The organism is Scytonema hofmannii PCC 7110 (assembly GCF_000346485.2).
Lineage (GTDB): Bacteria > Cyanobacteriota > Cyanobacteriia > Cyanobacteriales > Nostocaceae > Scytonema > Scytonema hofmannii.
This window is the reverse complement of record NZ_KQ976354.1, coordinates 9192431-9214516: the sequence shown is the minus strand read 5'-3', so window position 1 is coordinate 9214516 and position 22086 is coordinate 9192431. Positions and strand designations below refer to the sequence as shown.

20 protein-coding genes are annotated in these 22086 nt (G+C 40.1%); 6 read left to right on the top strand and 14 right to left on the bottom strand.

Annotated elements, in window-relative coordinates; all coding sequences use genetic code 11:
• Window positions 1–329: 329 nt before the first annotated feature.
• Window positions 330–821 (bottom strand): DUF3592 domain-containing protein, encoded by a 492-nt coding sequence (locus WA1_RS38915; protein ID WP_017746010.1) that lies wholly within the window; start codon window positions 819–821, stop codon window positions 330–332.
• A gap of 115 nt (window positions 822–936) precedes the next feature.
• Entirely contained in the window at window positions 937–1443 is a 507-nt protein-coding gene (locus tag WA1_RS38910; RefSeq protein WP_017746009.1) for a GNAT family N-acetyltransferase, read from the bottom strand.
• Window positions 1444–2036: 593 nt separating this feature from the next.
• On the opposite strand from WA1_RS38910, the gene WA1_RS38905 reads away from it, so the two are divergent.
• Entirely contained in the window at window positions 2037–2936 is a 900-nt protein-coding gene (locus WA1_RS38905; protein WP_017746007.1) for a hypothetical protein, read from the top strand.
• 48 nt (window positions 2937–2984) lie between these two features.
• On the opposite strand, the gene WA1_RS38900 is transcribed toward WA1_RS38905, so the two are convergent.
• A complete protein-coding gene (locus WA1_RS38900; RefSeq protein ID WP_017746006.1) occupies window positions 2985–4661 on the bottom strand; it encodes a dipeptide ABC transporter ATP-binding protein in 1677 nt (558 codons plus the stop codon).
• A 142-nt stretch (window positions 4662–4803) separates the two neighbouring features.
• On the opposite strand from WA1_RS38900, the gene WA1_RS60730 reads away from it, so the two are divergent.
• Window positions 4804–4998, top strand: a complete 195-nt coding sequence (locus WA1_RS60730; RefSeq protein ID WP_017746005.1) for a hypothetical protein — start codon at window positions 4804–4806, stop codon at window positions 4996–4998.
• A 237-nt stretch (window positions 4999–5235) separates the two neighbouring features.
• On the opposite strand, the gene patD is transcribed toward WA1_RS60730, so the two are convergent.
• On the bottom strand, window positions 5236–5583 hold the full coding sequence (gene patD / locus WA1_RS38890) for a heterocyst frequency control protein PatD (protein ID WP_017746004.1): 348 nt from the start codon (window positions 5581–5583) through the stop codon (window positions 5236–5238).
• 309 nt (window positions 5584–5892) lie between these two features.
• On the opposite strand from patD, the gene WA1_RS38885 reads away from it, so the two are divergent.
• Together WA1_RS38885 and WA1_RS38880 are read left to right on the top strand one after the other, a co-directional pair.
• Complete coding sequence (locus WA1_RS38885; protein ID WP_017746003.1) at window positions 5893–8169, top strand: RelA/SpoT family protein; 2277 nt, start codon at window positions 5893–5895, stop codon at window positions 8167–8169.
• Between the two features lie 189 nt (window positions 8170–8358).
• Window positions 8359–9432, top strand: a complete 1074-nt coding sequence (locus tag WA1_RS38880) for an N-acetylmuramoyl-L-alanine amidase (protein WP_017746002.1) — start codon at window positions 8359–8361, stop codon at window positions 9430–9432.
• Here WA1_RS38880 and WA1_RS38875 read toward each other — a convergent pair.
• From WA1_RS38875 to WA1_RS38835, 9 genes are all read right to left on the bottom strand, one after another.
• On the bottom strand, window positions 9416–9610 hold the full coding sequence (locus WA1_RS38875) for a hypothetical protein (protein WP_017746001.1): 195 nt from the start codon (window positions 9608–9610) through the stop codon (window positions 9416–9418). The genes WA1_RS38880 and WA1_RS38875 overlap by 17 nt on opposite strands.
• Window positions 9611–9613: 3 nt before the next feature.
• Entirely contained in the window at window positions 9614–10087 is a 474-nt protein-coding gene (locus WA1_RS38870) for a type II toxin-antitoxin system VapC family toxin (protein WP_017746000.1), read from the bottom strand.
• Window positions 10088–10146: 59 nt separating this feature from the next.
• The gene (locus WA1_RS38865; protein ID WP_017745999.1) at window positions 10147–10428 is read right to left on the bottom strand and encodes a hypothetical protein; all 282 of its coding nucleotides are present in this window, start codon (window positions 10426–10428) and stop codon (window positions 10147–10149) included.
• A 151-nt stretch (window positions 10429–10579) separates the two neighbouring features.
• A complete protein-coding gene (locus tag WA1_RS38860; protein WP_017745998.1) occupies window positions 10580–12322 on the bottom strand; it encodes a helix-turn-helix domain-containing protein in 1743 nt (580 codons plus the stop codon).
• Window positions 12323–12582: 260 nt separating this feature from the next.
• Window positions 12583–12978, bottom strand: a complete 396-nt coding sequence (locus WA1_RS38855) for a hypothetical protein (RefSeq protein WP_017745997.1) — start codon at window positions 12976–12978, stop codon at window positions 12583–12585.
• A 45-nt stretch (window positions 12979–13023) separates the two neighbouring features.
• Window positions 13024–13866: a hypothetical protein gene (locus WA1_RS58370; protein WP_017745996.1), complete on the bottom strand. Its 843-nt coding sequence runs from the start codon at window positions 13864–13866 to the stop codon at window positions 13024–13026.
• Window positions 13867–13936: 70 nt separating this feature from the next.
• A complete protein-coding gene (locus WA1_RS38845) occupies window positions 13937–17683 on the bottom strand; it encodes a WD40 domain-containing protein (RefSeq protein ID WP_066613171.1) in 3747 nt (1248 codons plus the stop codon).
• A 246-nt stretch (window positions 17684–17929) separates the two neighbouring features.
• Complete coding sequence (locus tag WA1_RS38840) at window positions 17930–18487, bottom strand: GNAT family N-acetyltransferase (RefSeq protein ID WP_017745994.1); 558 nt, start codon at window positions 18485–18487, stop codon at window positions 17930–17932.
• Between the two features lie 32 nt (window positions 18488–18519).
• The gene (locus WA1_RS38835) at window positions 18520–19296 is read right to left on the bottom strand and encodes a hypothetical protein (RefSeq protein ID WP_201789150.1); all 777 of its coding nucleotides are present in this window, start codon (window positions 19294–19296) and stop codon (window positions 18520–18522) included.
• A gap of 369 nt (window positions 19297–19665) precedes the next feature.
• Here WA1_RS38835 and WA1_RS38830 point away from each other — a divergent pair, with 369 nt between their 5' ends.
• Both WA1_RS38830 and WA1_RS38825 read left to right on the top strand, forming a co-directional pair.
• Window positions 19666–20697, top strand: a complete 1032-nt coding sequence (locus tag WA1_RS38830; RefSeq protein ID WP_051077085.1) for a M4 family metallopeptidase — start codon at window positions 19666–19668, stop codon at window positions 20695–20697.
• Window positions 20698–20709: 12 nt separating this feature from the next.
• A complete protein-coding gene (locus tag WA1_RS38825; RefSeq protein ID WP_026134947.1) occupies window positions 20710–20997 on the top strand; it encodes a protealysin inhibitor emfourin in 288 nt (95 codons plus the stop codon).
• A gap of 150 nt (window positions 20998–21147) precedes the next feature.
• On the opposite strand, the gene WA1_RS38820 is transcribed toward WA1_RS38825, so the two are convergent.
• Window positions 21148–22077 (bottom strand): cobalamin-binding protein, encoded by a 930-nt coding sequence (locus WA1_RS38820; RefSeq protein ID WP_017745990.1) that lies wholly within the window; start codon window positions 22075–22077, stop codon window positions 21148–21150.
• Between the last annotated feature and the right edge of the window lie 9 nt (window positions 22078–22086).

Below are 22086 nucleotides of genomic sequence, written 5' to 3'. Positions count from 1 at the left end.
CTTCTGATTAGCCTTCTCTCTTCTAGCACAAAATACCTCCAAACAGTGACCAGTGACCAGTGACCAGTGACCAGTGACCAGTGACCAGTGACCAGTGACCAGTGACCAGTGACCAGTGACCAGTGAGTTTTATTTATTATCTTGATTGACAGTGTTTTCTTAGAAAGAATTTTAAAATAAATAAAAATCTGCATTCAACAAAATATTTTTTATTGATATAAATATAAAAAAATCAATAATTCAATCCCTAAGTTTATAATTTCATGATGTATTTTAATTATAAAATGCAAAATTCAAATCTCCTACTGTTAAGTATGAAAATTAACTGGTCACTGGTCACTGGTCACTGTTAACTGGTCACTAGTCACTGTTAACAAATTATTTTGTTTCAGTTCTCTCGTCGCCAGTAAAGAAGCTCCAATGAATACAGCAAGAGAGCCAGCACTAGAAAGAATCATAGGAAAAAACCATAGATGTATCCATGTATTAATCATGGCAGCATTAGGCTTTTGGGGATGATAAAAAATTTCAACCCGATCGCCCTTTGTATATTCAGGAGAACTACTTCCTACCTTAGATTCAAAAACAACCGTTTCGCCTGTACGTGTTGTAAATTTCACTAAAGGGTAGTAAGAATTAGAGCTTTTTGTTGAGTCATGCAAATTATTAATGACTATTCCCTGTGTTGATATTGCTTTTTTAACAAAAGAATGATTGTTTAATCCTGTTGTGATGCCAACGGTAGCAAATAGAATACCAATACAAGTTAAAGCTGTTGAAGCTAAGATAGAATTATAAGTATGTAAAGATTGTATCTTCATGAAACTTTTCAAAAATAGAATAGAAGTTAGTTATACTTGTACAAAACTACCCCTTCCCCGGAAGCGATTCCGAAAAACGGGGGTAGGGAGTTGAAATTTCTGACCCCCTATTGCCCTATTTCCCGCATCCCTCTCTAATTCGGAGTCCCATAATAATCAAATCGCGCTCAATACCGTCTAGTTCTGCAACATTAGGTAAATGTCCCCAAGATTGAAAGCCAAATGTTTCAAAAAGCTTCAAACTAGGCAGGTTGTGAGCGAAGATAAAGCCCAATAGGGTTTTGATCCCCAAACTAGGGCTTTTGTGAATAGCTTGGGATAGCAGTTGCTGTCCCAAACCACGTCGATGATATTCCGGGGCGATATAAATACTAATTTCAGCAGTAGCATGATAAGCTGGTCGTCCGTAAAAAGACTGTAAACTTAACCAGCCAGTAACCTTACCATCTACTTCTAGAACCCAAAGCGGACGTTTTAAGGGTGAACGTCCCTTAAACCAAGCAAGGCGACTTTCCACAGACACTGGTTCTAAATCAGCAGTTGCCAAACGACTGGGAATTGCAGCATTGTAAATTGCCACAATTGCAGGTAAATCAATTTCAGTGGCATCGCGGATTATCATTTCTGCTAGCTAAAACAAAAATCGAAAAATATTAGCAAATTATACAACTTTAATGACTTTTTTAGATGATATCAAAAAAGTCATATTGCTTACTCTTCAAGGAAAAATGGCATTTGCAGCGATACAGGCAAAACCCGCCCAGAGGTTTGAAAATCCATGACTCCCCTCCCGCCATAAGATTACCGCTCTTCTTCTCTTCTTTCTTCTCGTCGAGACGCTATGTGCAAAGCACACACACTCGCGTTCGCGAACGTGTACTTCGCGTCTTTGTGGTTTATTGAAATAGGTATTCTTTAAGTGGTAAGAAAAGATATGTATAAGTCAAAATTTCAAGATAAATTACCACTTCAGTCTACTCATTATCCCTTCATAAGATAGATGACTTTTTGTCACTACAGCTTTCTAAGTTATGAAACAAATATATAGCTTTCAAAAATGTATTTGTTATTACTGTAAATCAGATGAGGTCAATATCAATGTAACGAATATTTACAGCTATAGGTAGAGGTTGGCTGGATTATTAGTTTTTAAACTGAGCGTAAATAGCAAAAAAAATCAGTTATATACAGTCAATATTAGGTTTGTAAGTTGTTATGTCTACGAATAACATTATTGAGAATGAAAGTAGTGAATTAAAGAAAAAGACTCCATTTATAGAAGAAGATATTAGTCTTTTTATCTTCAAGCTAAAAAATGGAGTTTGGCTCTTTGGTATTCCCTCTTGGCTTTTTGGCATTACTGATAGAAGTATCGCAGCTTTTACTGATGGTTATCTATCAACTATAGAGTTAATCCACCTCTTTACAGCTTCTTTCTTTTTCTTGACATGGTTGTATCTGAAACCTGAAGAAAACGTGGAATGTGAAGCTCAGGCAGGAAGTTTGAAGTTAAAAAGACGGCATATGATTAGTCAGGAGTATATCTTACCTTTTCCCTATCTATGCCAGATTTATCACTTGTTAAATTTAAAACATCTAGAGACAATTCATAAATTTAGCCTCAATAATTTGAAGGTTGTCAAAATTAACACAATTAAATCCACACCGAATGGAGGTAGAATTACTTTTGAAACATATTTGGATTCTCCTTTTAATGTCTTAAGAATTTGGAGACAGCCAATTGCTGAGGTGGATTTAATCTTGCATACTCCCTATACTGTGGAACTGAGCGTTCCTGTCTATAAAGAAAAAAGGATCGTTGTCATGTTTACTGCCCATCCTCTAACAGAGAACGAGCATTATTTCTTTATTGACATTTACAGCGATTTGGATTGGCCAAAACCATTCCTGCAAGTTCTGCTTCACCTTGCCTCTTATTTAACATTGGTTGAAGATTTGCCTTATTATCGCAAATTAGCTGAGAGAAATCTAGGCTATCTTACCGATCGAAACAGACTTTCAAAGCACGAAACAATGTGGCTGTTTAATAGATTTGTTGAGTTACATGGTTCGGGTATAAGAATTCCTAAGTTGATTGAAGCAAGTGCTAAATAATCCAAAATCCAAAATCTAAAATCCAAAATCTAAAATCCAAAATCGGTATTACGCTCTTGCCAACAGAGGTGCGGCTGACAAAAGGGTTTTTGTGTAAGGATGTTGTGGATAAGCAAAAATCTGTTTTGTCTGACCGATTTCAACGATTTTGCCACTGTTCATTACCGCAATGCGATCGCATAAAAATCTTGCCAACCAAAGGTCATGCGTAATAAACAAATAAGTTAACTCAAATTCCTCTTTAAGCTGTAACATTAAGTCAAGAACTTGTGATTGTACGCTAGCATCTAACATACTCACTGGTTCATCGCAAATGAGGAGTTTGGGACGAGTAATTAATGCACGTGCGATCGCAACCCGTTGCTGCTGTCCGCCAGACAAATCGGAAGGATAGCGCCGATAATAAACCTCCTCTGGCTTTAACCCTACTTTTTCCAGCATCCACATCACCTCTTGTTTTGCCTTATCTGGACTAGCTAACTTATGAATCAGTAAAGGATCTGCGATACTTTGCCCTACTGTCATTGCAGGATTTAAACAAGCATGAGGATCTTGAAACACCATCTGCATTTGTCGCCTAGAGATGCGAATCTCCTGACGCGAAAGACTGGTTAAATCTTGTCCCAAAAACTCAACTTTACCCCCAGTCGGGCGAATCAGTTGGAGTATTGTCCGCGATAGGGTACTCTTTCCGCAACCAGATTCCCCAACCAATCCTAAAATTTCTCCAGGATACAGTTCGAGGTCAATTCCATCGACGGCTTTGATTGTTTGGCTTTCCCTTCTCAACAGTCGTTCTACAAAATTGGGTTCTAAGGTGTAGTGCTGTTGGAGTTCTGTAACACGCAAAATAGGGGAGTGGTGAGTCGTGAGTGGTGAGTGGGAAGCATTTTCCCCATTCCCAACTCCCAACTCCCCACTCCCCTCATCCACTGATTGAATATGCAAAGCTGCTTTTAGAAGCGCTTTTGTGTACTCGTGCTGCGGTTGTTGAAAGACTGTTTGGGATGAACCCATTTCTACCATTTTGCCCTCATACATCACCCCAATGCGATCGCAATACTCTGCCACAAGTGCCAAGTCGTGAGAAATCAGCAGGAGTCCCATGTTTTCTTCACCGCACAGCCGTGTGAGTTCTCGTAAAATCTGAGCAGCAACGGTCACATCTAAACTGGTGGTTGGTTCATCAGCTACAATTAACTTAGGTCTAAGGAGTAAAGCGAGAGCGATCGCTACTCTTTGCCGCATACCGCCACTAAATTCGTGAGGATACTGACTCCAACGGCTGGCAGGAATTTTCACTTTTTCTAAAGTAGCAATGGCTATTTCCTTGGCTTCTCGGGTAGATAACTGGGGTGAGTGCGCCTTTAAAGTTTCCACGCAATGATTTCCAATTGTCATCAACGGATCTAAGCGTGTCATTGGATCTTGGAAAATGAGCGCTACTGCTTCTCCCCGAAATTTTCGTAACTGTTCGGGCGTCATATCAAAGACAGATTGCCCTTGAAAAGTCACTCTTCCCTCAATTTGTGTCGATAGCGGTAACAAACGCATTGCAGCTCTTCCTAGCGTAGACTTACCGCAACCTGACTCTCCCACCAATCCCATTCTTTCACCTGGTTGTAGCATGAAAGACACGCCATCTACTGCCCACTTAATTTCTTCATCACTGCGATGGGGATAGGCTACTCGCAAATTGTCAATCCAAAATAAAGATTCATTCATAATAATTTGTCATTTGTCATTTGTCATTTGTCATTGGTAAAGGTTCCAATTATCTTTACATTTCTTAAAAATGGTGTCTTTATTTTTACCTCCCTGTTATCAGCGCTCGAATATTGACTTCTAAGTTTTAAAATTAGGATACATGATTGAATCAAGGACATCAGGGTTGTTGCAGAAGTCTGTTTCTGCTTCAACTGGTCACTGGTCACTGGTCACTGGTCACTGGTCACTGGTCACTGGTCATTGGTCACTGGGCAAATATTTTTTATTCAGAGAAAATCAAACAATTACGATCCCCATTGAAAACATCCAAGGTTTCTATCCAAACTTAGATTGATTTTGCTTGGTGAATGCTAGTTTTTGGAAACTTCTTGGATACTAAATTGAAAATTTCAAGAACTCTTGACATGAAAACTTGTCAAATTTTAGGAACAGTCTATCCAGTTATAAATATGTCAAGTTTACGACAAATACAGGAGAAATATCAATCTAAAATGCAATAGTAAGTTTAAATTATTATTTTCATTATTTTTAATTATTTCCTTTGTTATATTGCTTCTTCTGCTGGTACTATTTATTCCAATATGGCATTGCAGTATTCAATGAGAGTGGTTAGGCGATTGCCGATGGCATCTAGTCTACCTTTGGCAGTGGAAGTTTGCCGCGCCCCTTGGAGAAACGTGATATCTATTTCCAATAGTCGCAGCTGCTTACTCATCTCAGTCGAATAAGACTGGACTCGCCCATTGAGACTGCTTGTGTCCTCATTAACTAAAGGTACAATCTGTTGCTGAAAAAATTTTTGCAGGCTTATTACACGTTGCCTGATTTCGGGTGCATCCAATTGAGTAGCAGCAATCTCGGAATGCAATTGCTTCAACTGAGTTGCAAATAAGTCGTATTTCTCACGAATTAGAGACATACAGCAGTTCTTGAGATAGTATTTAATGACAAGGTAATGTCAAAAAAAATTTCTGGTAGGCTAAACTTTTCTAACCTCTATCTCAAAATCTTGCGTCTCGAATAGTATTCGGGGCGGTATTTGCTATATATCAACACTTACAACTATTATGCCCGACATTCGCACTGGATAATTTGCACTGACACCTTAAGGGATCGCCCAAAACGCAAATTTTCCTTGCGTCTGTCAGTTACTCTTTCTGTTGACGGTATTACCGCCAACTCTTTCCCCTTTTGCACCTTATCACTAAATTACCATTGGCGCTATTCTATGAGCAGCACTGTATTAACTTCCAGAATTGATATTACCCTTCCGGAATGGCTACAGCAATGCCTAAATGGGTCATCTGCACAAAGCGCCCAAGCTGAAGATGACCGAAGGCATAGCGAAACATCTCTAATTTTTCGGGCATTTGAATTTGCCTACCAATTGCATCAAGGTCAGTACCGCAAGTCGGGAGAGCCATATATTTCTCATCCTGTCGCTGTTGCGGGTATACTACGAGATCTCGGTGGTAGTGCTGCTATGATAGCAGCTGGGCTACTACATGATGTAGTGGAAGATACAAATGTCACAATTGAAGAAATAGAGCAACACTTCGGTACTGAAGTTAGGCAATTGGTGGAAGGCGTAACAAAGCTTTCTAAAATTAACTTCAAAAGCAAGACTGAAAGCCAAGCAGAAAATTTTCGTCGAATGTTCTTGTCAATGGCGCAAGACATTAGAGTGATTGTGGTGAAGTTGGCAGATCGCTTGCACAATATGCGGACTCTCGAACATCTTCCCGAAGACAAACGCAAAACCATTGCTCTAGAAACACGAGAAATTTTTGCACCTCTGGCGAATCGATTGGGAATCTGGCGGATTAAATGGGAATTGGAGGATTTCTCCTTTAAGTATTTAGAACCTGAATCATACCGTCAAATTCAAGAGCACGTAGCCGAAAAACGAGGAGCGAGAGAAGAGAGATTAGCAAGCGTCGCTGAAACTTTGCGGAATCGGTTGGTAGAAGCAGGAATTCAATGCCTTGATATTAGCGGGCGTCCAAAGCACCTCTACAGTATCTTTCAAAAGATGCAGCGCCAAAATAAAGAATTTCACGAAATTTACGATTTGGCAGCGCTACGAATTATTGTTAATACCAACGAAGAATGTTACCGTGCTTTGGCAATAGTGCATGATGCTTTCCGCCCCATTCCTGGGAGATTCAAGGATTACATTGGATTACCCAAGCCAAACCGTTACCAATCATTGCATACAGGTGTGATTAGTCCGTGGGCGCGTCCTTTAGAAGTGCAAATCCGGACATTGGAGATGCACCGGATTGCTGAATACGGAATTGCGGCTCATTGGAAGTATAAAGAAACGGGCGGTTCGTTAACAACTCATTTGACAGCAACAGATGATAAGTTTACTTGGTTGCGTCAATTACTGGAATGGCAGAATGACCTAAAGGATGCTCAGGAATACCTTGAAAGTGTTAAAGACAATTTGTTTGAAGATGATGTTTATGTTTTTACGCCCAAAGGAGATGTGATTTCTTTGAGTCCCGGTTCTAGTACGGTGGATTTTGCCTATCGCATTCATACAGAGGTAGGAAACCACTGTGCGGGAGCAAAGGTGAATGCACGGATGGTTCCCCTCTCCACCCGTTTGCAAAATGGAGATATTGTAGAGATAGTGACGCAAAAGAACAGCCATCCAAGTTTGGATTGGTTGAACTTTGTCAGAACTTCAGCCGCAAAGAACAGAATTAAGCAATGGTACAAGCGATCGCGTCGTGAAGAAAATGTCGCTCGCGGTCGGGAGTTATTGGAAAAGGAACTGGGTAAATCCGGCGTGGAGAACTTGATTAAGTCGCAACCGATGCAGACAGTTGCAGAGCGATGTAATTATCATTCTTGTGAGGATTTACTTGCTGCTTTAGGCTATGGTGAAGTGACTCTCAGCCTTGTGCTTAACCGTTGGCGAGAATTGGTCAAAGCACAACAACCTGCAATGGCAGTTTCAACAAGCGATCTTGCTAAGGAGTTATCTCAAGCAGCAAAAAACCTCAAAGAATCAACTCCAACAACCTCACGTTCCACTGACTCGCCAATCGTCGGAGTCGAAGGATTGGTACACCATCTTGCTGGTTGTTGTACCCCCATTCCGGGAGAACAAATTATTGGTGTTGTCACCCGTGGTCGGGGCATTTCCATCCATCGCCAGGGATGTCAAAATCTAGATAATGTGGAATGCGAACGCTTAGTTCCAGTCCATTGGAACCCAGCAGGTGAACCCTACGGTCGTCCTCAAACATATCCAGTGAGTATTCAGATTGAAGCCTTAGACCGAGTGGGAGTTTTGAAGGATATTCTTTCACGCCTGAGCGATCAAGGTATTAACGTGCGTCACGCTCAAGTGAAAACTTCCAACGGTCAACCAGCACTGATTGACTTGGGGATCGAGATCCGCGATCGTTCTCAACTAGAACAGATATTCACCCAAATCAAGAAGCTGAGCGACATTCTCAACATTCGTCGAGTTGGGCAATCTGACGAATAAATTATTAGTTAGTGGTCACTGATCATTGGTCACTGGTCACTGGTCACTGGTCACTGGTCATTGGTCACTAACTATATATACCTATAGACAGATTTGTTTTTAGAGTATAATTTTATATTTGTAAATTATATTAAAAATTATTGCTTTTACATCAGAAATGTAAAAGGTTTTGATAAGAGCGTTAAAAAAATGAGATTTAGGGTAAAAACAACTGGTGTCGTACTCGGTATTCTGGCGCTTGTCGGTTTGATGTTGGGGTTGGTTCTTGGAAGAGCAGATTTTCTCCAAGACCAAAAAGTCACATCCAATCCAAAACCCGCCGTTTCCAATCAATATGTAGATTTCCAACCTGAGGAAAGCATAAAAGCATCAGATACAAAGGCTACTATTCCTAGTGAAGATTTAGAATCTCAACCGAAGGAAACTGAAATCACACCAACTCCACAGGCGAGTGTACCTAAAGCAGATTCTCGAATCAAACAGTTAATAACAGCACCAACTCCAAAGGCAAAGACGGCGATCGCCAGTCAAGCTTCAGATCCCCGCCTGAAAGCTCAGAAAACTCAAAAGAATAACGCTCCAAAGACTCCGAGTTATTCAGTAAAAACGACTCCAGCTTTTGCAGCTTACAAACCCGGATATGAAATTGCTTGGGCGAACTCGAGCAATTATGGCGATCGCTTTGCAACAGACGTGAATGGCACACCTGTTAACAATCAACCAATTATAGTGCTTCATGAAACTGCTGCTCCTGCATCCAGTGCCATTAACTTTTTTAAAAATTCCCACGAAGATGAGAATGTCCAAGCTAGTTACCACACTATGATTAAGCTAGATGGCACTGTGGTTTACTTGGTTCCGCCGGATAAAAGAGCTTTTGGTGCAGGTAATTCCGTTTTTGATGGTTCTCAAGGACAGGAGACGGTAAAGACTAACCCGGATTTGCCTCCATCTGTAAATAACTTTGCCTATCACGTTGGTTTAGAAACTCCGCCTTCTGGAGTAGGAACTAAAGAAACAACTCACACCGGTTACACAGAAGAGCAGTATAACTCTCTTGCCTGGTTGATTGCTCAAAGTAATGTCCCGGATGAGAGAATTACGACTCACAGGGCTGTCGATCGTTCCGGTCAAAGAATTGACCCAAGAAGTTTTGATTTTGATAAGTTTTGGAATTTATTGCATTCTTTTCGGGTGATTAGTCCAGTTAAGATTAGTCAGAGTAGTAGAAGATCGCCTCTGGCACTCACAGATCGCCTTTGAACTGTCGGCTCCAACGCATTATTAGACCGTGCTTTGGTGGTAAGCTTACAATTTCTCTTTCACTTTCTGCTTGCTTTTTCTGCCAATCTGCAAACATCGCATCTAAGTCATAGTTAAAAGATTTAGCGTGTTCTTCTCGAATTTTGTGAATTTCATCTAAAATTTCATCTTGCCACATAATTTAATCTCCTAATAATTCGTAAGGGGTGCAAATTATTGGTAACTCGTATCCAAAATCAAGGCTGATTGCTGCAAGCTTTCTTTGAATTTGAGCGTTTGCAATATGCTTACAGTTCCACGTTAGCAAGTAATCTAATCCGTGAACAGTTGCTGCGGCGATGTGAACCGCATCGTCGGAAGCGTTGGGAGGAAGATTACTGCGTGCAAGAAACTGTGCTGACAAATTTTTTACAGCCTGATTGAGTTCAACTAACGGCAACCCGTTGAGGATTTGTAAACGTTTCAATGCAATTTCGGTGTCTCCTCGTGCCACTTCATCCAAAACAACTTGTGAAACGTAGAGTGTAAATGAGCTTCTACGAGATTCCCACCACTCTTTCGTGACTTCTATGTTCGCTGCCAATATCAGGTTTCTAGTCGCTCTTGCCGTAAGGTATCCTAAAATACTGGTTTCTAAGTAGACAGTTTCGCTCATACAGAACTGGTTGATAGCGGTTGCATCTAAACCATACTATCGCTAGTTAGAATTGTCATTTACTCGCGTTTCTTGGGAACCAAGTTAATCAGTGTGCGTAAAGCATTGTTAACTGCTTCTGCATTGGGAAAATATTCTCTGACATCTGGGTCGATAATGACTATGCCATCTTCACGAGTGTAGTGGTGAACAATTGTCGTGCCATCTGTTTGCTGAATGGTAACACAGTGCGATCGCCGAGAAACTTGGGAGTTTTTCCCACGTTCACCACCTGTAAGCTCGTGTTCTAAAAGCATATCATTATCTTTGGTACTGAATTCCTCAGGGTTAACGTTATTCATACACCTCACCTACTCTTACTTATACTTAATAATCCTACCGTCTCAAACTTCTACCGTATCGAAAGATTTCAATGTTGCAACATAACAGTGACCAGTGACCAGTGACCAGTGACCAGTAACCAGTGACAAATGACAAATGACAAATGACACTTCAAACATCCTCTAAATCCTTATTTAAATAACGAAGTATATTGAAAATATTTCCTTCTGCATAACTAGGTTCCAAACTTTGACTTTTTCCGCAATTTTCAAGAATATCTTTGAGTCGATTCTCTAAATTTGCTTGACTTCCTAACCGTTCGATTAATTTCTTTGTAAGCAGTGCTAATAAAAATTGCGTTTGACATTCTTTGATATGGTCTTTTGCCTGTGTTTTGAGCAAAAAATGACTGTGGAAAAGAGAAAATTTTTGGTTTATTATTTCTTCGGAAATATGCTCAATCAATTCATGGGTCACTAACTCCATTAAATCCGGTTTTTGAGTGAAAAATATACCTTGTTTTTCAATAAGCGATCGCTGTCCTAAAGCTCTTAAAGTTTCTGGTAATTTTTGCTTGGCAAGCGATGACATAATATTCTTCTGAAGTTCACATAAAGTCACTGGTTCTCGCTCAATTGCCAACCAGTACATGATTTCCTTTTCTGCTTTAGACAAACGGTTAAACTGATGCTCTAATAAATCGCGCAGATCGTCAAAAACTAACAATTCCTTCTTTAAAAATTCTAGAAATTTAGAAATATCTCCATCAAGTATTTCTTGAATTGCCGCAGCTACTATTTTCAACGCTAAGGGATTACCAGCATAATGTTTAATAACAGTACTCCAATCTTCTTCTGAACCAGAGAATTCACCTTTCAGTCGAAACACTTTCCGCGCCTCTGCTTCTTGTAATCCTGTTAATTGCCAGGAACGAACTGGAAAACCATTCCCTTCTAAAGAAATAAACTCTTTTGGTTTCTCCCTACTAGTTATCAACAAGCAACTTTTATGACGTACTTCCCCTACTCGTTTAAAAAGTTCACCATAGCCTTCGTATCCAGGCAAATAGTTGCCAACGCGTATGGTGTCAGTCTTATCAAGTGAATCTCCTCCACGTAAAATTGTTTCTACATTATCAAGAATGAGCAAACAACGTGAAGAACGCAAGTACTCTAACAAACGTAAAATTTTACCATTAATATCTTTTGGTAAAGTCGCCTCAGTTTCTTGGGATTGAGAAAAGAACTGAATTAAATCAACGAGAATTTCTTCAATAGAGGGAGCATTGCGTAAAGAACGCCAGATAAGATAATCAAAGTGTTGCTGAAGTTGTTCTGCTAACTTCACAGATAAGGTCGTCTTGCCAAGCCCTCCCATTCCCAATAATGCAACGAATCGGCAATCTTCATCAACAATCCATTTTTGTAACTCTGTTAGTTCCTCATTACGTCCGTAGAAAACCACAACATCAACTGCTTCTCCCCAATCGACACGCGGATGTGCGATCGCTGTTTCGCCAACTGCTAAGTTAGAGTTGTTACTTTCCCTGTCTAAAGTCTCTTTGTAATTTTGAGGCTCCCTTGCTTCAGACGTTAGTTTAGGAGAAACAACTACATCCTTTAATTGAGTTTGAGGAGTCTGTAAAGACGTTTGCATGGCAAGACTGCGTGCGTATCTTCCTAAAACAGCACGAACATTACTTTTTGTCACTTCCTGTTCCAATATTTCAGAAAGTAATTTCCACAATTTGGAACCGACATCTTTTAAATAGTTTGCATCATAGCCACAATTAAGCGCCATCTCTCGATAGCCCATTCCTTCCCAGGCGTGACGAAACACAGTTTCTTGAATGGAATTCAAGCTTTTTGGCTTGAGCAAATTGTCTAAAAGTATCAGGGCTTTGTCAGTATTCATAGTTTATTGCACGATAATGCTTTCAATGTTGTAAGGGAGCATCCCAATTTGGCACAAGCCTGCAAGAATAGAATTCTCTTGCTATACAAACAAAGCCAGCCTCCGCAGGCTTTGATGCATCAGTCCACGCAGGTGGACTTTGTTTGTATAGCCGCGATTTCAATTCTCTTGCGTGCTTGATATCTCCTATGCTCAACTCGAAGAAACTGGGTTTTTGGGATTACTGTACCGATGCTCTAGGCTTAAAACCAACCCTGAATTTAGAGTTCTTTCATCACCCGAATCCCAAGTATCAAAGCTACTGAACTACTTAGGAAATGAAAGACATTTTCACCTCTTCCAAGTTGCATACCAAAGGGGTGATGGATAAATGTGCCTGTAAATCCCAGAATAAGTATGAAAACACCATATGATAAAGCTAAACGGACAAGCCGAGGTTTGCTGATTCTTCTAGCAAGTAAGAGTGATATTCCCAGTCCCCAGCATATGTGAATGAAAGAGTGCAAGGGGTCTGTAATGATGAGTTTATGAATTAAGGTGGGTAGATGCAAGTTGGCTGTTGTCACAACCATTGACACCATACCCTGCACAAACAAACTACTTCCTATTAACCAGAGATATAAGCGTAAAATCGTAATATTTTTGTTATTTGTCATTTGTCATTGGTCACTGGTCACTGGTCATTGGTCACTGGTCACTGGTCACTGGTCACTGGTCACTGTTCTTTGAGATTGCCAAATCATTGCTCCTCCAGAAATCATCAGCAACACAAAAATGCTAATCCAAAACCAAGTACTGGGAATCAACCAGTTAATTTTATGGAGTTTTACATCAGCCTTCAAAACTCCTAAAATCTGAGTGAATCCCAAAACAAATTCTGTTAATCCTAATGTAAAAAGCTCTGTATATAAACAGACACGGGATAGCAAAAATGCGCCAATAGCAAGGGTAAAAAACACAGCACTGTATAACTGACTGTGAAAGCTATCAACTTTCCAAGGCCAAAAAGCAGTAAAAGTATTTGGAGCAAATAATAAACCCAAACCGTAAAAAGTCAGTAAAAATGTCTGTACTCGTAGGTAAAAACGCCATGATGAAGATACAAAAAGAGATTCTACAGGTCGCAAACGTCGATACAACCAAATATGACAGATTGTAGTGAAGGGAATGATAGCGTAAAGGAAGAACCAACCCCAGGTTATGCGTCTGCTAAAGTTAAAACGCTCTAGATAAAATAATGAAACTACTAGCAGAATGATGGTAAAAGTTAACTGCATGGGGATGATCAGCCGTGCTATTTTCCACTGACGCACCACTAATAGCATGGCTGTTGGTACAATTGCTGCCAAGTAAACTGCACCTAAAAAGTGTGAGTTGTAAGGGCGAATTTGCCATACCCAACGAGAATTGCTAAACTCCGGAAAAAAGAACAAAATAATGCTTGCTGCTGTCAGTACAATAACTTCTATCCAAGTACAAACCTGAAGTATTAAGGTGATAGGTGGGTTTTTTGTTTTGGAGGGTTTAGTATTTTGCTTTAACATTTACAGTTACCCAAGAATTTAAAATATATTCAACAACATATATATCTACCCACTCGCTGACCGCTTTTCCTTATAATAAATTTTTCCCTTTTTCATCCATACCAAATTCTACTGCACCCAAAGATTTTAAGGTAGCAATATTTGCTTGAGTTAAACCCTTAATATCAGTGATGTTCATTCCTTGGTAGGGTTTTTCAGACACAAGAGTTTTGATGTTTTCATCCGTGTTCATGTCCCACAGCTTAATCGTTTCATCCTGACTGCCACTGGCTAAAATTTTACCATCTGGGCTAAATGCAACTGACCAAATCCAAGCAGTATGCCCTTGTAAAACTTTAATACATTTGCCCTGAGAAACATCCCAAATACGGATTTTGCGATCGTCACTACCACATGCTAGTAATGGTGGAAGGTTTTGCCTTCCTGTTTCCGGAATAAAAGCAAGTTGCAAAATCAGTTTGGTATCGGTTTGTAACACTTTTACACAAGTCCCTTCTGAAATATTCCACAACCTAATAGTTCCATCAGCACCAGAACTCGCTAACATCTTGCCGTCAGAACTAAAGGCAACACTAAATACCCAACTTTTATGCCCTTCTAAAGTTTTTATACACTCACCAGTGTTAATATCCCATAATTTAATAGTGCGATCGCCACTCCCACTTGCCAATATTCCATCTTTATATGAAGCGCTGATAGGAGCAGGACAAAAAGCCACTGACCAAACCAAACTCGTGTGTTCGTTTAGTGTTTTCCTGCACTTACCACTGTTTACATCCCAAAGCTTAATTGTGCAATCTCCACCACCACTGGCTAAAGTTTTACCATCCAAACTAAAAGCAACCGACCAAACACGACTGGTATGCCCTGATAAAACATGAATGCATCGGCTATCATCCACATTCCACAGACGGATTGTACGATCTTCACTTCCACTCGCTAAGATTTTTCCATCAGGATTGAACGCCACAGACCAAACCTGATGGGTATGTCCTTTAAGAACCGCTTGACATTTGCCATCAGCAACATTCCACAGCCTGACTGTTCGATCTTCATTTGCACTAGTCAGGAACTTGCCATCAGGACTAAAGGCAATCCATCCTATCCAATTGGTGTATCCGCGTATAGTTCTCAAGCAACTGCCGTTAGAGACATTCCACAGTCTCACAGTTTGGTCTTTGCTACCACTCACTAAAATGCTACCAAGCCCATTTTGAAAAATGGGATTAAAAGCCACTGACCAAATGCGGTTGGTATGTCCGTGTAAAACCCTAATGCAATTCCCCTCAGGAATATCCCACAAACGTACAGTATGGTCTTCACTCCCACTTGCCAGTAAACTTCCATTAGGGCTAAAAGCAACTGACCAAACTAAACCCGTGTGTCCTTGTAAAGTTTTTATACAGCGTGACTCTTTTATATCCCACAAACGAACTGTCCGGTCTTCACTTCCACTTGCAAGTAAACTTCCATCAGGGCTAAAGGCAACCGAACTGACGCCACCCGTGTGTCCCTCCAAGATTTTTACACACTGACCCTCGGTGACATCCCAAAAACGGATTGTACCATCTCCACTACCACTAGCAAGTAAATTTCCTCGAGGATGGAAAGCAACTGAACTCACTCCTCCAGTATGTTCTTGCAAAGTTTTCAGACATCTTCCTGTGGCAACATCCCAGAGTTTAATAGTGCGGTCATCGCCACCACTAGCAACAATCCCACCTAGTGTAGAATCCATTAGAATTGGACTAAAAGCCACTGACCAAACCCTGCTTGTGTGTCCTTGCAGTACGTGGATGCATTCACCGGTGCTGATATCCCAAATACGAACAGTTTGGTCTTCGCTTCCACTCGCTATCATCCCTTCAGGCTTGCTAGAAGAAACAGGACTAAATGTCACAGAATGCACCCAGTTTGTATGCCCTTGTAAAGATGCTATGTATCTTATTTGAACATCTTTAATTTCCCACAAGCGCACTTCACAATTCACGTCACATGTCGCTAGCAATTCACCATCTGAACTAAAAGCAACTGAAGTTATACTACTTAACGTTTCTGCAAAAACTGATTTTGTCAGGTCTGCACCAGCAAAATTGACTTTTTGCAAGGAAGTATCTTGTAAATAAGCTTGCCATACAGTTAAATGAGAAAAATCATAGCCAGTTAAATCAACTTTTAATTGAGACAAAATATTGAGAATATTACCTGCTACATATCCAGGTTCTGGAGGTGTCTTTTGTTGCTCTTTTTCCAGAATTTGCTTTATTCTATTTTCCAAGTTAGTTTGATTGCTAGCAGCCAGAAGCTTGTCAATCAGAGGTTTGACAATCAGACGAATCTGAGCTTCTCTGATATAGTCTTTTACTTGGGCATTTAACAGCGAATGATTCTGAAAAATTTTTATTTCTCCACTCACTATCCCTTGATAAGATTCGTCAATCAACCGCTCTGTAATATAGTCCATGACTACAGGCTGTTGCGTAAAACCATTCGCTGTTTTTTCAATAAGCGATCGCTGACCCAAACCTCTCAAAGTTTCCGGTATTTTTTGCTTGGCTTCTGGGGAAAGAATATGTTCTCTTAACTCTAATATAGAAACGGGTTCTCGCTCAATTGCCAACCAGTACATCACCTCTTTTTCTAAATCTAGCAGGCGACAAAAATCGAGTTTTAACAAGTCGCGTATATCATCAAAAATCACAGTTCCTTGATTTAAAATCTCTAGATAATTAGAAATACTGCCATCAAATAAATCTTGAATTCCTCCCGCCACTATTTTCAGTGCTAGAGGATTGCCCGCATAGTGAGAAATCAGCAATTGCCATTCATTATCGGAACCAGAAAACTGACCTTTCACTCTTAATATTTCTCTAACATCTGTTTCCGTTAAACCAGTAATTGGTAATGAGCGAACCGGAAGTATTTCCCCTTCTAGCACAACAAATTCCTTGGGTTTTTCACGACTTGTTAACAACAAGCAGCTTTTATGGCGAGCTTCTCCTATACGCCGGAACAAATCGCCGTAACCTTCATATCCTTCTAAATACTGTCCTGCACGATTACCTCCACCCATAATTGTTTCAGCATTATCTAAAACGAGCAAACAACGCGAGGAACGTAAATAGTCTATTAATCGAGAAATTCTGCCATTTGTATCTTTTGGTAAATTTGCTTCTGTTGCCTGTTGATTAGATAAAAATTGCAGTAAGCTGAGCAACATATCTTCTACAGGTGGAGCATTCCGGAGGCTTCGCCAAACAACATATTCAAACTCATTTTGAATGTGTTCTGCAAATTTGATAGACAGTGCTGTTTTACCGATACCCCCCATCCCCAACAATGCAATTAAACGACAGTTTTCTTCTACTATCCATTGCTGAAGCGTATTGATTTCCTGTGTGCGCCCCAGAAAAATGGGGACATCAACCGCATCACCCCAATCTTGTTTAGGGAGTAGGGAGTGGGGAGTAGGGAGTGGGGGGTAAGAGGAGGGGGGGAGGGGGGGAGGGAGGGAGGGGGAGATAATTTCTTCTTGTCTATTTTGTACCTGTATCGCCTTGTCTTCTGCTGTAGCACGCCGTCTGAGAACTGTCCGGAAATTGCTTTTGGATATTTCTTCACCTAAGCTTTTGGAAAGTAATTTCCATAACTTTGACCCTGTGTCTTTTACATAGTTAGGGTCATAACCACAGATTTCTCCTATTTCAGGATAACTCTTGCCTTCCCAGGAATGACGTAATATTAATTCTTGCAAGTCACTTAAAGACTCTGGATGCAGCGCTGTATCTATAATAACTAATGCTTCTTCGATAGTCATTTTTCAGCCAGCTCCAGCACTCTGATTCTATTTAAGTTTACTGATTTTGAATGGTTTTTACAATAAAGTATTCAGTAGGTAGAAGACAAGACTTAGGGTGTGGTCAAAGCCCTGCGAAAGCCAGTATCCAAGCCGGATTTGTCCCCTTTTCCTGCAACCTCTTAACAAATGTGTAATTTTCTTAACCTGTCACGGATGGTGGGGAGTGCGATCGTTATCTACTCGTCAAAAGTTTTTAATTGTTTTTCAAGTCGGATCTTCTTTTTTTATTGCTAAATTAAGTTTTTTAAGGACTGATAGTGGTAGGATTACGGTTAAACTATCTTGAAGAGATAAAAAACCTCTTTTTTCTACATAATATTTTTTCGCTTTTTCGTTTTTTGAATCTATCCTAATTGCATAAACACCAATATAGTCAGAAATCAGCAAAACAGTTTCAATAGCGTGTTTTAAAAGTCTCTTTCCAACACCTAAAGACTGGTGTTGTTGGTCTACAGCCAGCTTCCCAATTAGCATAACAGGAATAGGATAAGCAGGAAGAGTATTTTTTAAGTTATCGGGTAACCCTGATGGTTCAATGTTGCTCATACTTGAAGAGTAGTAACCAACTATATTTTTACTGTCTTCAGAGGAATGTGCAACAAAGGTTTTACTTAATCCACTTTCATGATTAATCCAAGCATATTGCTTTAAGTAGTTATTAAGCTGGATATCTCCTTCGTCTGACCCGCAGTTAAATAATATTTTTTTTAAGCTGCTACGAGTATGTCCAGTACAATTTAAGGGACTAACGATCCAAGACACAAATTTATTGCTAATTCTGTAGGTTAATAATTTTACTGAAAAATAGATAACAAAGCGTCTGAAGGTTCTGGAGGATTGTTTATAATCTCTAGAAGAAATCTAGAATCTCGCTCAGATAGAATTAGGGTATCATTCTTATATTGTGCTGCCAAGTTATTGTCAAGTAGCTTGGCAATCTCCTTATTTATGAGATTTTTTCGAGTATTTAACTCTTCTTTACTTAAAACAGAATTAATGGATTTTTCTAATCTGAAAAATGCAAATTGATATTTTTGAAAAGATTGTTTAATCTCTTGAGAAGAATTAGAGGAGAAGTCAGCAGAAGAGAAATCTTGGTTGACGCCAGATAATACAAAATATCCACGCAAAACAAAGTTTTGGATGTCAGAGGAAAAGTAACACCAGTAAGAATCAACTATATGGTATAAAGCCATGTTAAGTTCAGATAGCTGTTGAAAAAAGCTATTAACATAAGCATCTAATAGCTCTTTTTCAGTTTGATAATAATCAGAAGACTTATCAGACTGAAAAATGCTTTGTACAAAAGCCTGTACTTTAGTCCCAAAAGTTGTAATTTTTGAACGCAAATCGAGCCAATTCTGTAAATTAGTACAACCTTCAGAGAATTTATTTAATATCTCTTCGATATTGGTGCTATTTCGGTGAGCAATGATTGCCAGTTCTTCTGAAACTTCTGCATCAGTAGAATTTAGAGCGAAACAACGCTCAAAAAAACGTTCATCCAATTGTTGGAGATAAACATCTTGAAGGTAATTAGGTTTGATAGCCTTTAAAATACCAGACATCATTTTTATATCTAGGTTGAAAACATACATTTTACTTCTATTCCTACTTTACCGCTAATGACCTAAGTTTTCTAGGTTATAAATTTTTCGTATTGTGAAATGAGGGCTTAAGCCCTTATTGACCAGCTGTATCCTCAAAGGAGAGAGAGGAGCAACGTTATAATCAGGGTTTGAAGCTCCTCTCCTCCTAGGAGAGGGATTTGGGGTGAGGTCTGATGAGTGCTTCGTCGAACTCACGTAATCTGAGACATTCTCTTACATTCCCACGCGGAATGCCTTTATTCTTTATTTTTCTTATAATTTTTGAAAGGAGAAAATCTTTTGCACTCTCGAAGAAAGAAAAAATCTGTTGGCAATGGAAGCTCGCATCAAATGAACGCTAGGTGTTCGATCTTGTGTATCGTTCCACCTCATATGCTGGAAAACCTGGTAGTCAATGGCAATTCCCAACAACGTGAATGGGCATTTCGCACATTAAATGTTTCAGCGCAATTTCGCGGACGGCGAAACGTTGTAGGTGCTGTCAATTTTGCCGTCTCTCCGGGTCAAAAGCGCCGAACTGTCTTCGATGCTAAAAATAGTGAAGATCTCCCCGGTCAACTTGTACGTTCTGAAGGCGATCCTCCCAGCAAAGACCCAGCAGTTAATGAAGCCTATGATGCGGCAGGCGCAACCTATGACTTATTTTATCAGGTGTATGAGCGAAATTCTATTGATGATAAGGGACTGCGTTTGGACTCTACCGTGCATTATAGTGTGAATTATGATAACGCTTTTTGGAACGGTGACCAAATGGTCTACGGCGATGGCGATGGAGAAATTTTTCACCGCTTTACCAAAGCCATTGATGTCATCGCACACGAATTGACTCATGGTGTCACCCAGCATGAAGCAAATCTAAAATACTATGGAGAAGCGGGAGCACTGAATGAATCATTTTCTGATGTTTTTGGTATTTTGGTAAAACAACGAGTTCAAAATCAGACCGCCGAACAGTCCAATTGGCTGATTGGGGAAGGCTTATTTACCTCAAGCGTTAAGGGTGTGGCTATTCGTTCTATGAAAGCACCAGGAACTGCTTATGACGATCCTATCATGGGCAAAGACCCCCAACCAGGTTCTGTTAAAGATATCTACACGAGTAGTGATGACAATGGAGGAGTTCATATAAACTCAGGAATTCCCAACCATGCTTTTTATTTAGCAGCAACAGAAATTGGTGGCTATGCTTGGGAGAAAGCCGGTAAGATATGGTATGTAACTTTACGCGATCGCTTGCGTTCCGGAGCCAATTTTAAACGTGCTGCAAACGTGACCGTTCAAGTCGCCGGAGAACTCTACGGTCAAGCAAGTAAAGAGCAAAAAGCGGTGCAGAATGCGTGGCAAAAGGTAGGCGTTTTCTAAAATTTATTGATTATGCGAGTATCGTGTGAAAGAATGGGTGGTTTTGCTGGAATCACTAAGAAAAAAACTGTTGACACAGCCAACCTTTCTCAAGACAAAGCAAAGCAACTCCCTCAATTAGTAGAAGCAGCCAATTTCTTCAATTTACCAGCACAAATAACAGCCTCCCCCACTCAACCCGACCGCTTTCAATATAAATTAACAGTAGAAGATAATGGAAAAAAACACACTGTTACTATTAGTGAAGCAGCGCTACCAGGTACATTAAGACCGCTTATTGAATGGCTTGAACAAGGATGAAGTGTGAAGTATGAAGGATAAAATATTAATCTTTTCATATTTCCTAAAAATACCGTAGAGTGGGCAATGCCCACCACGTGAAACTTGTGTGCGGCATAGCCCACCCTACGTATATTTCAAAAATCGAATCCTATTCTTCTACTTCATACTTCATACAAGCTCCCAAGCTTGTCCTTTATAGCCATACTGGAAAATTTCTGGATGCAAAACTTCTGCCAATATTTCTAATGAATCCACCAATCGCGGTCCCGGACGATTAAAGTAAGAATTCCCATCAGTAATATAGACTCTGCCACTTTGAACAGCATGGAGTTTTTCCCATTCTGGGTGCTTGCATACCAACTGGGATTCCTGACGGGTTCGATCTAAATCAAAGCCGCAGGGCATAAAAATAACGATATCTGGATTGCTGGCAATAAGCGCATCCCAAGACAAAGGAGGAGAAGGTTGGCCTGCAACGCTAAAAAGAGGTTGTCCTCCGGCTAACGTAACCAATTCAGGAATCCAATTAGCAGCCACCATTAAAGGGTCAGTCCATTCAATACAAGCAACTGTTGGCAAATGTTCTGTTTGGGACAAACCTTGTGTTTTTTGCTCTACTATCTTTACCCGAGCTTCTAAGTTTTCTAGTATAGGTCGGGAGTCTATGCCAAAAACTTTGCCTATTCTCTCAATGTCTACCCAAACATCTTGAAGAACATTTGGTCGTAAAGAAACGATCTGGGGCGCGATATTGGTAAGAGTCGCAACTGCTTCTTCTACATCTTTTAAGCTAACAGCACAGACATCACATTGGTCTTGTGTAACAATGTGAGTAGGCTGTAACTTTTCCAAAAGATCTATTTTAATTTGATAAATACTAAGGGCAGATTGTAACAAATTATTGACTTTATCATGAATTTCATTGCTAGAGGCATTGGTGTTCATACGCGCTTGCGTACAAGCAGGGCGATCTTTAATTTCTGGAGGATAGTCACATTCATGAGATCGACCCACAATTGCATCAGTTAACCCCAGTACCGCCAAGATTTCCGTGCCCCCAGGAATTAGGGAGACAATTCTTACGCCATCATCCGCCATTGCTCCACC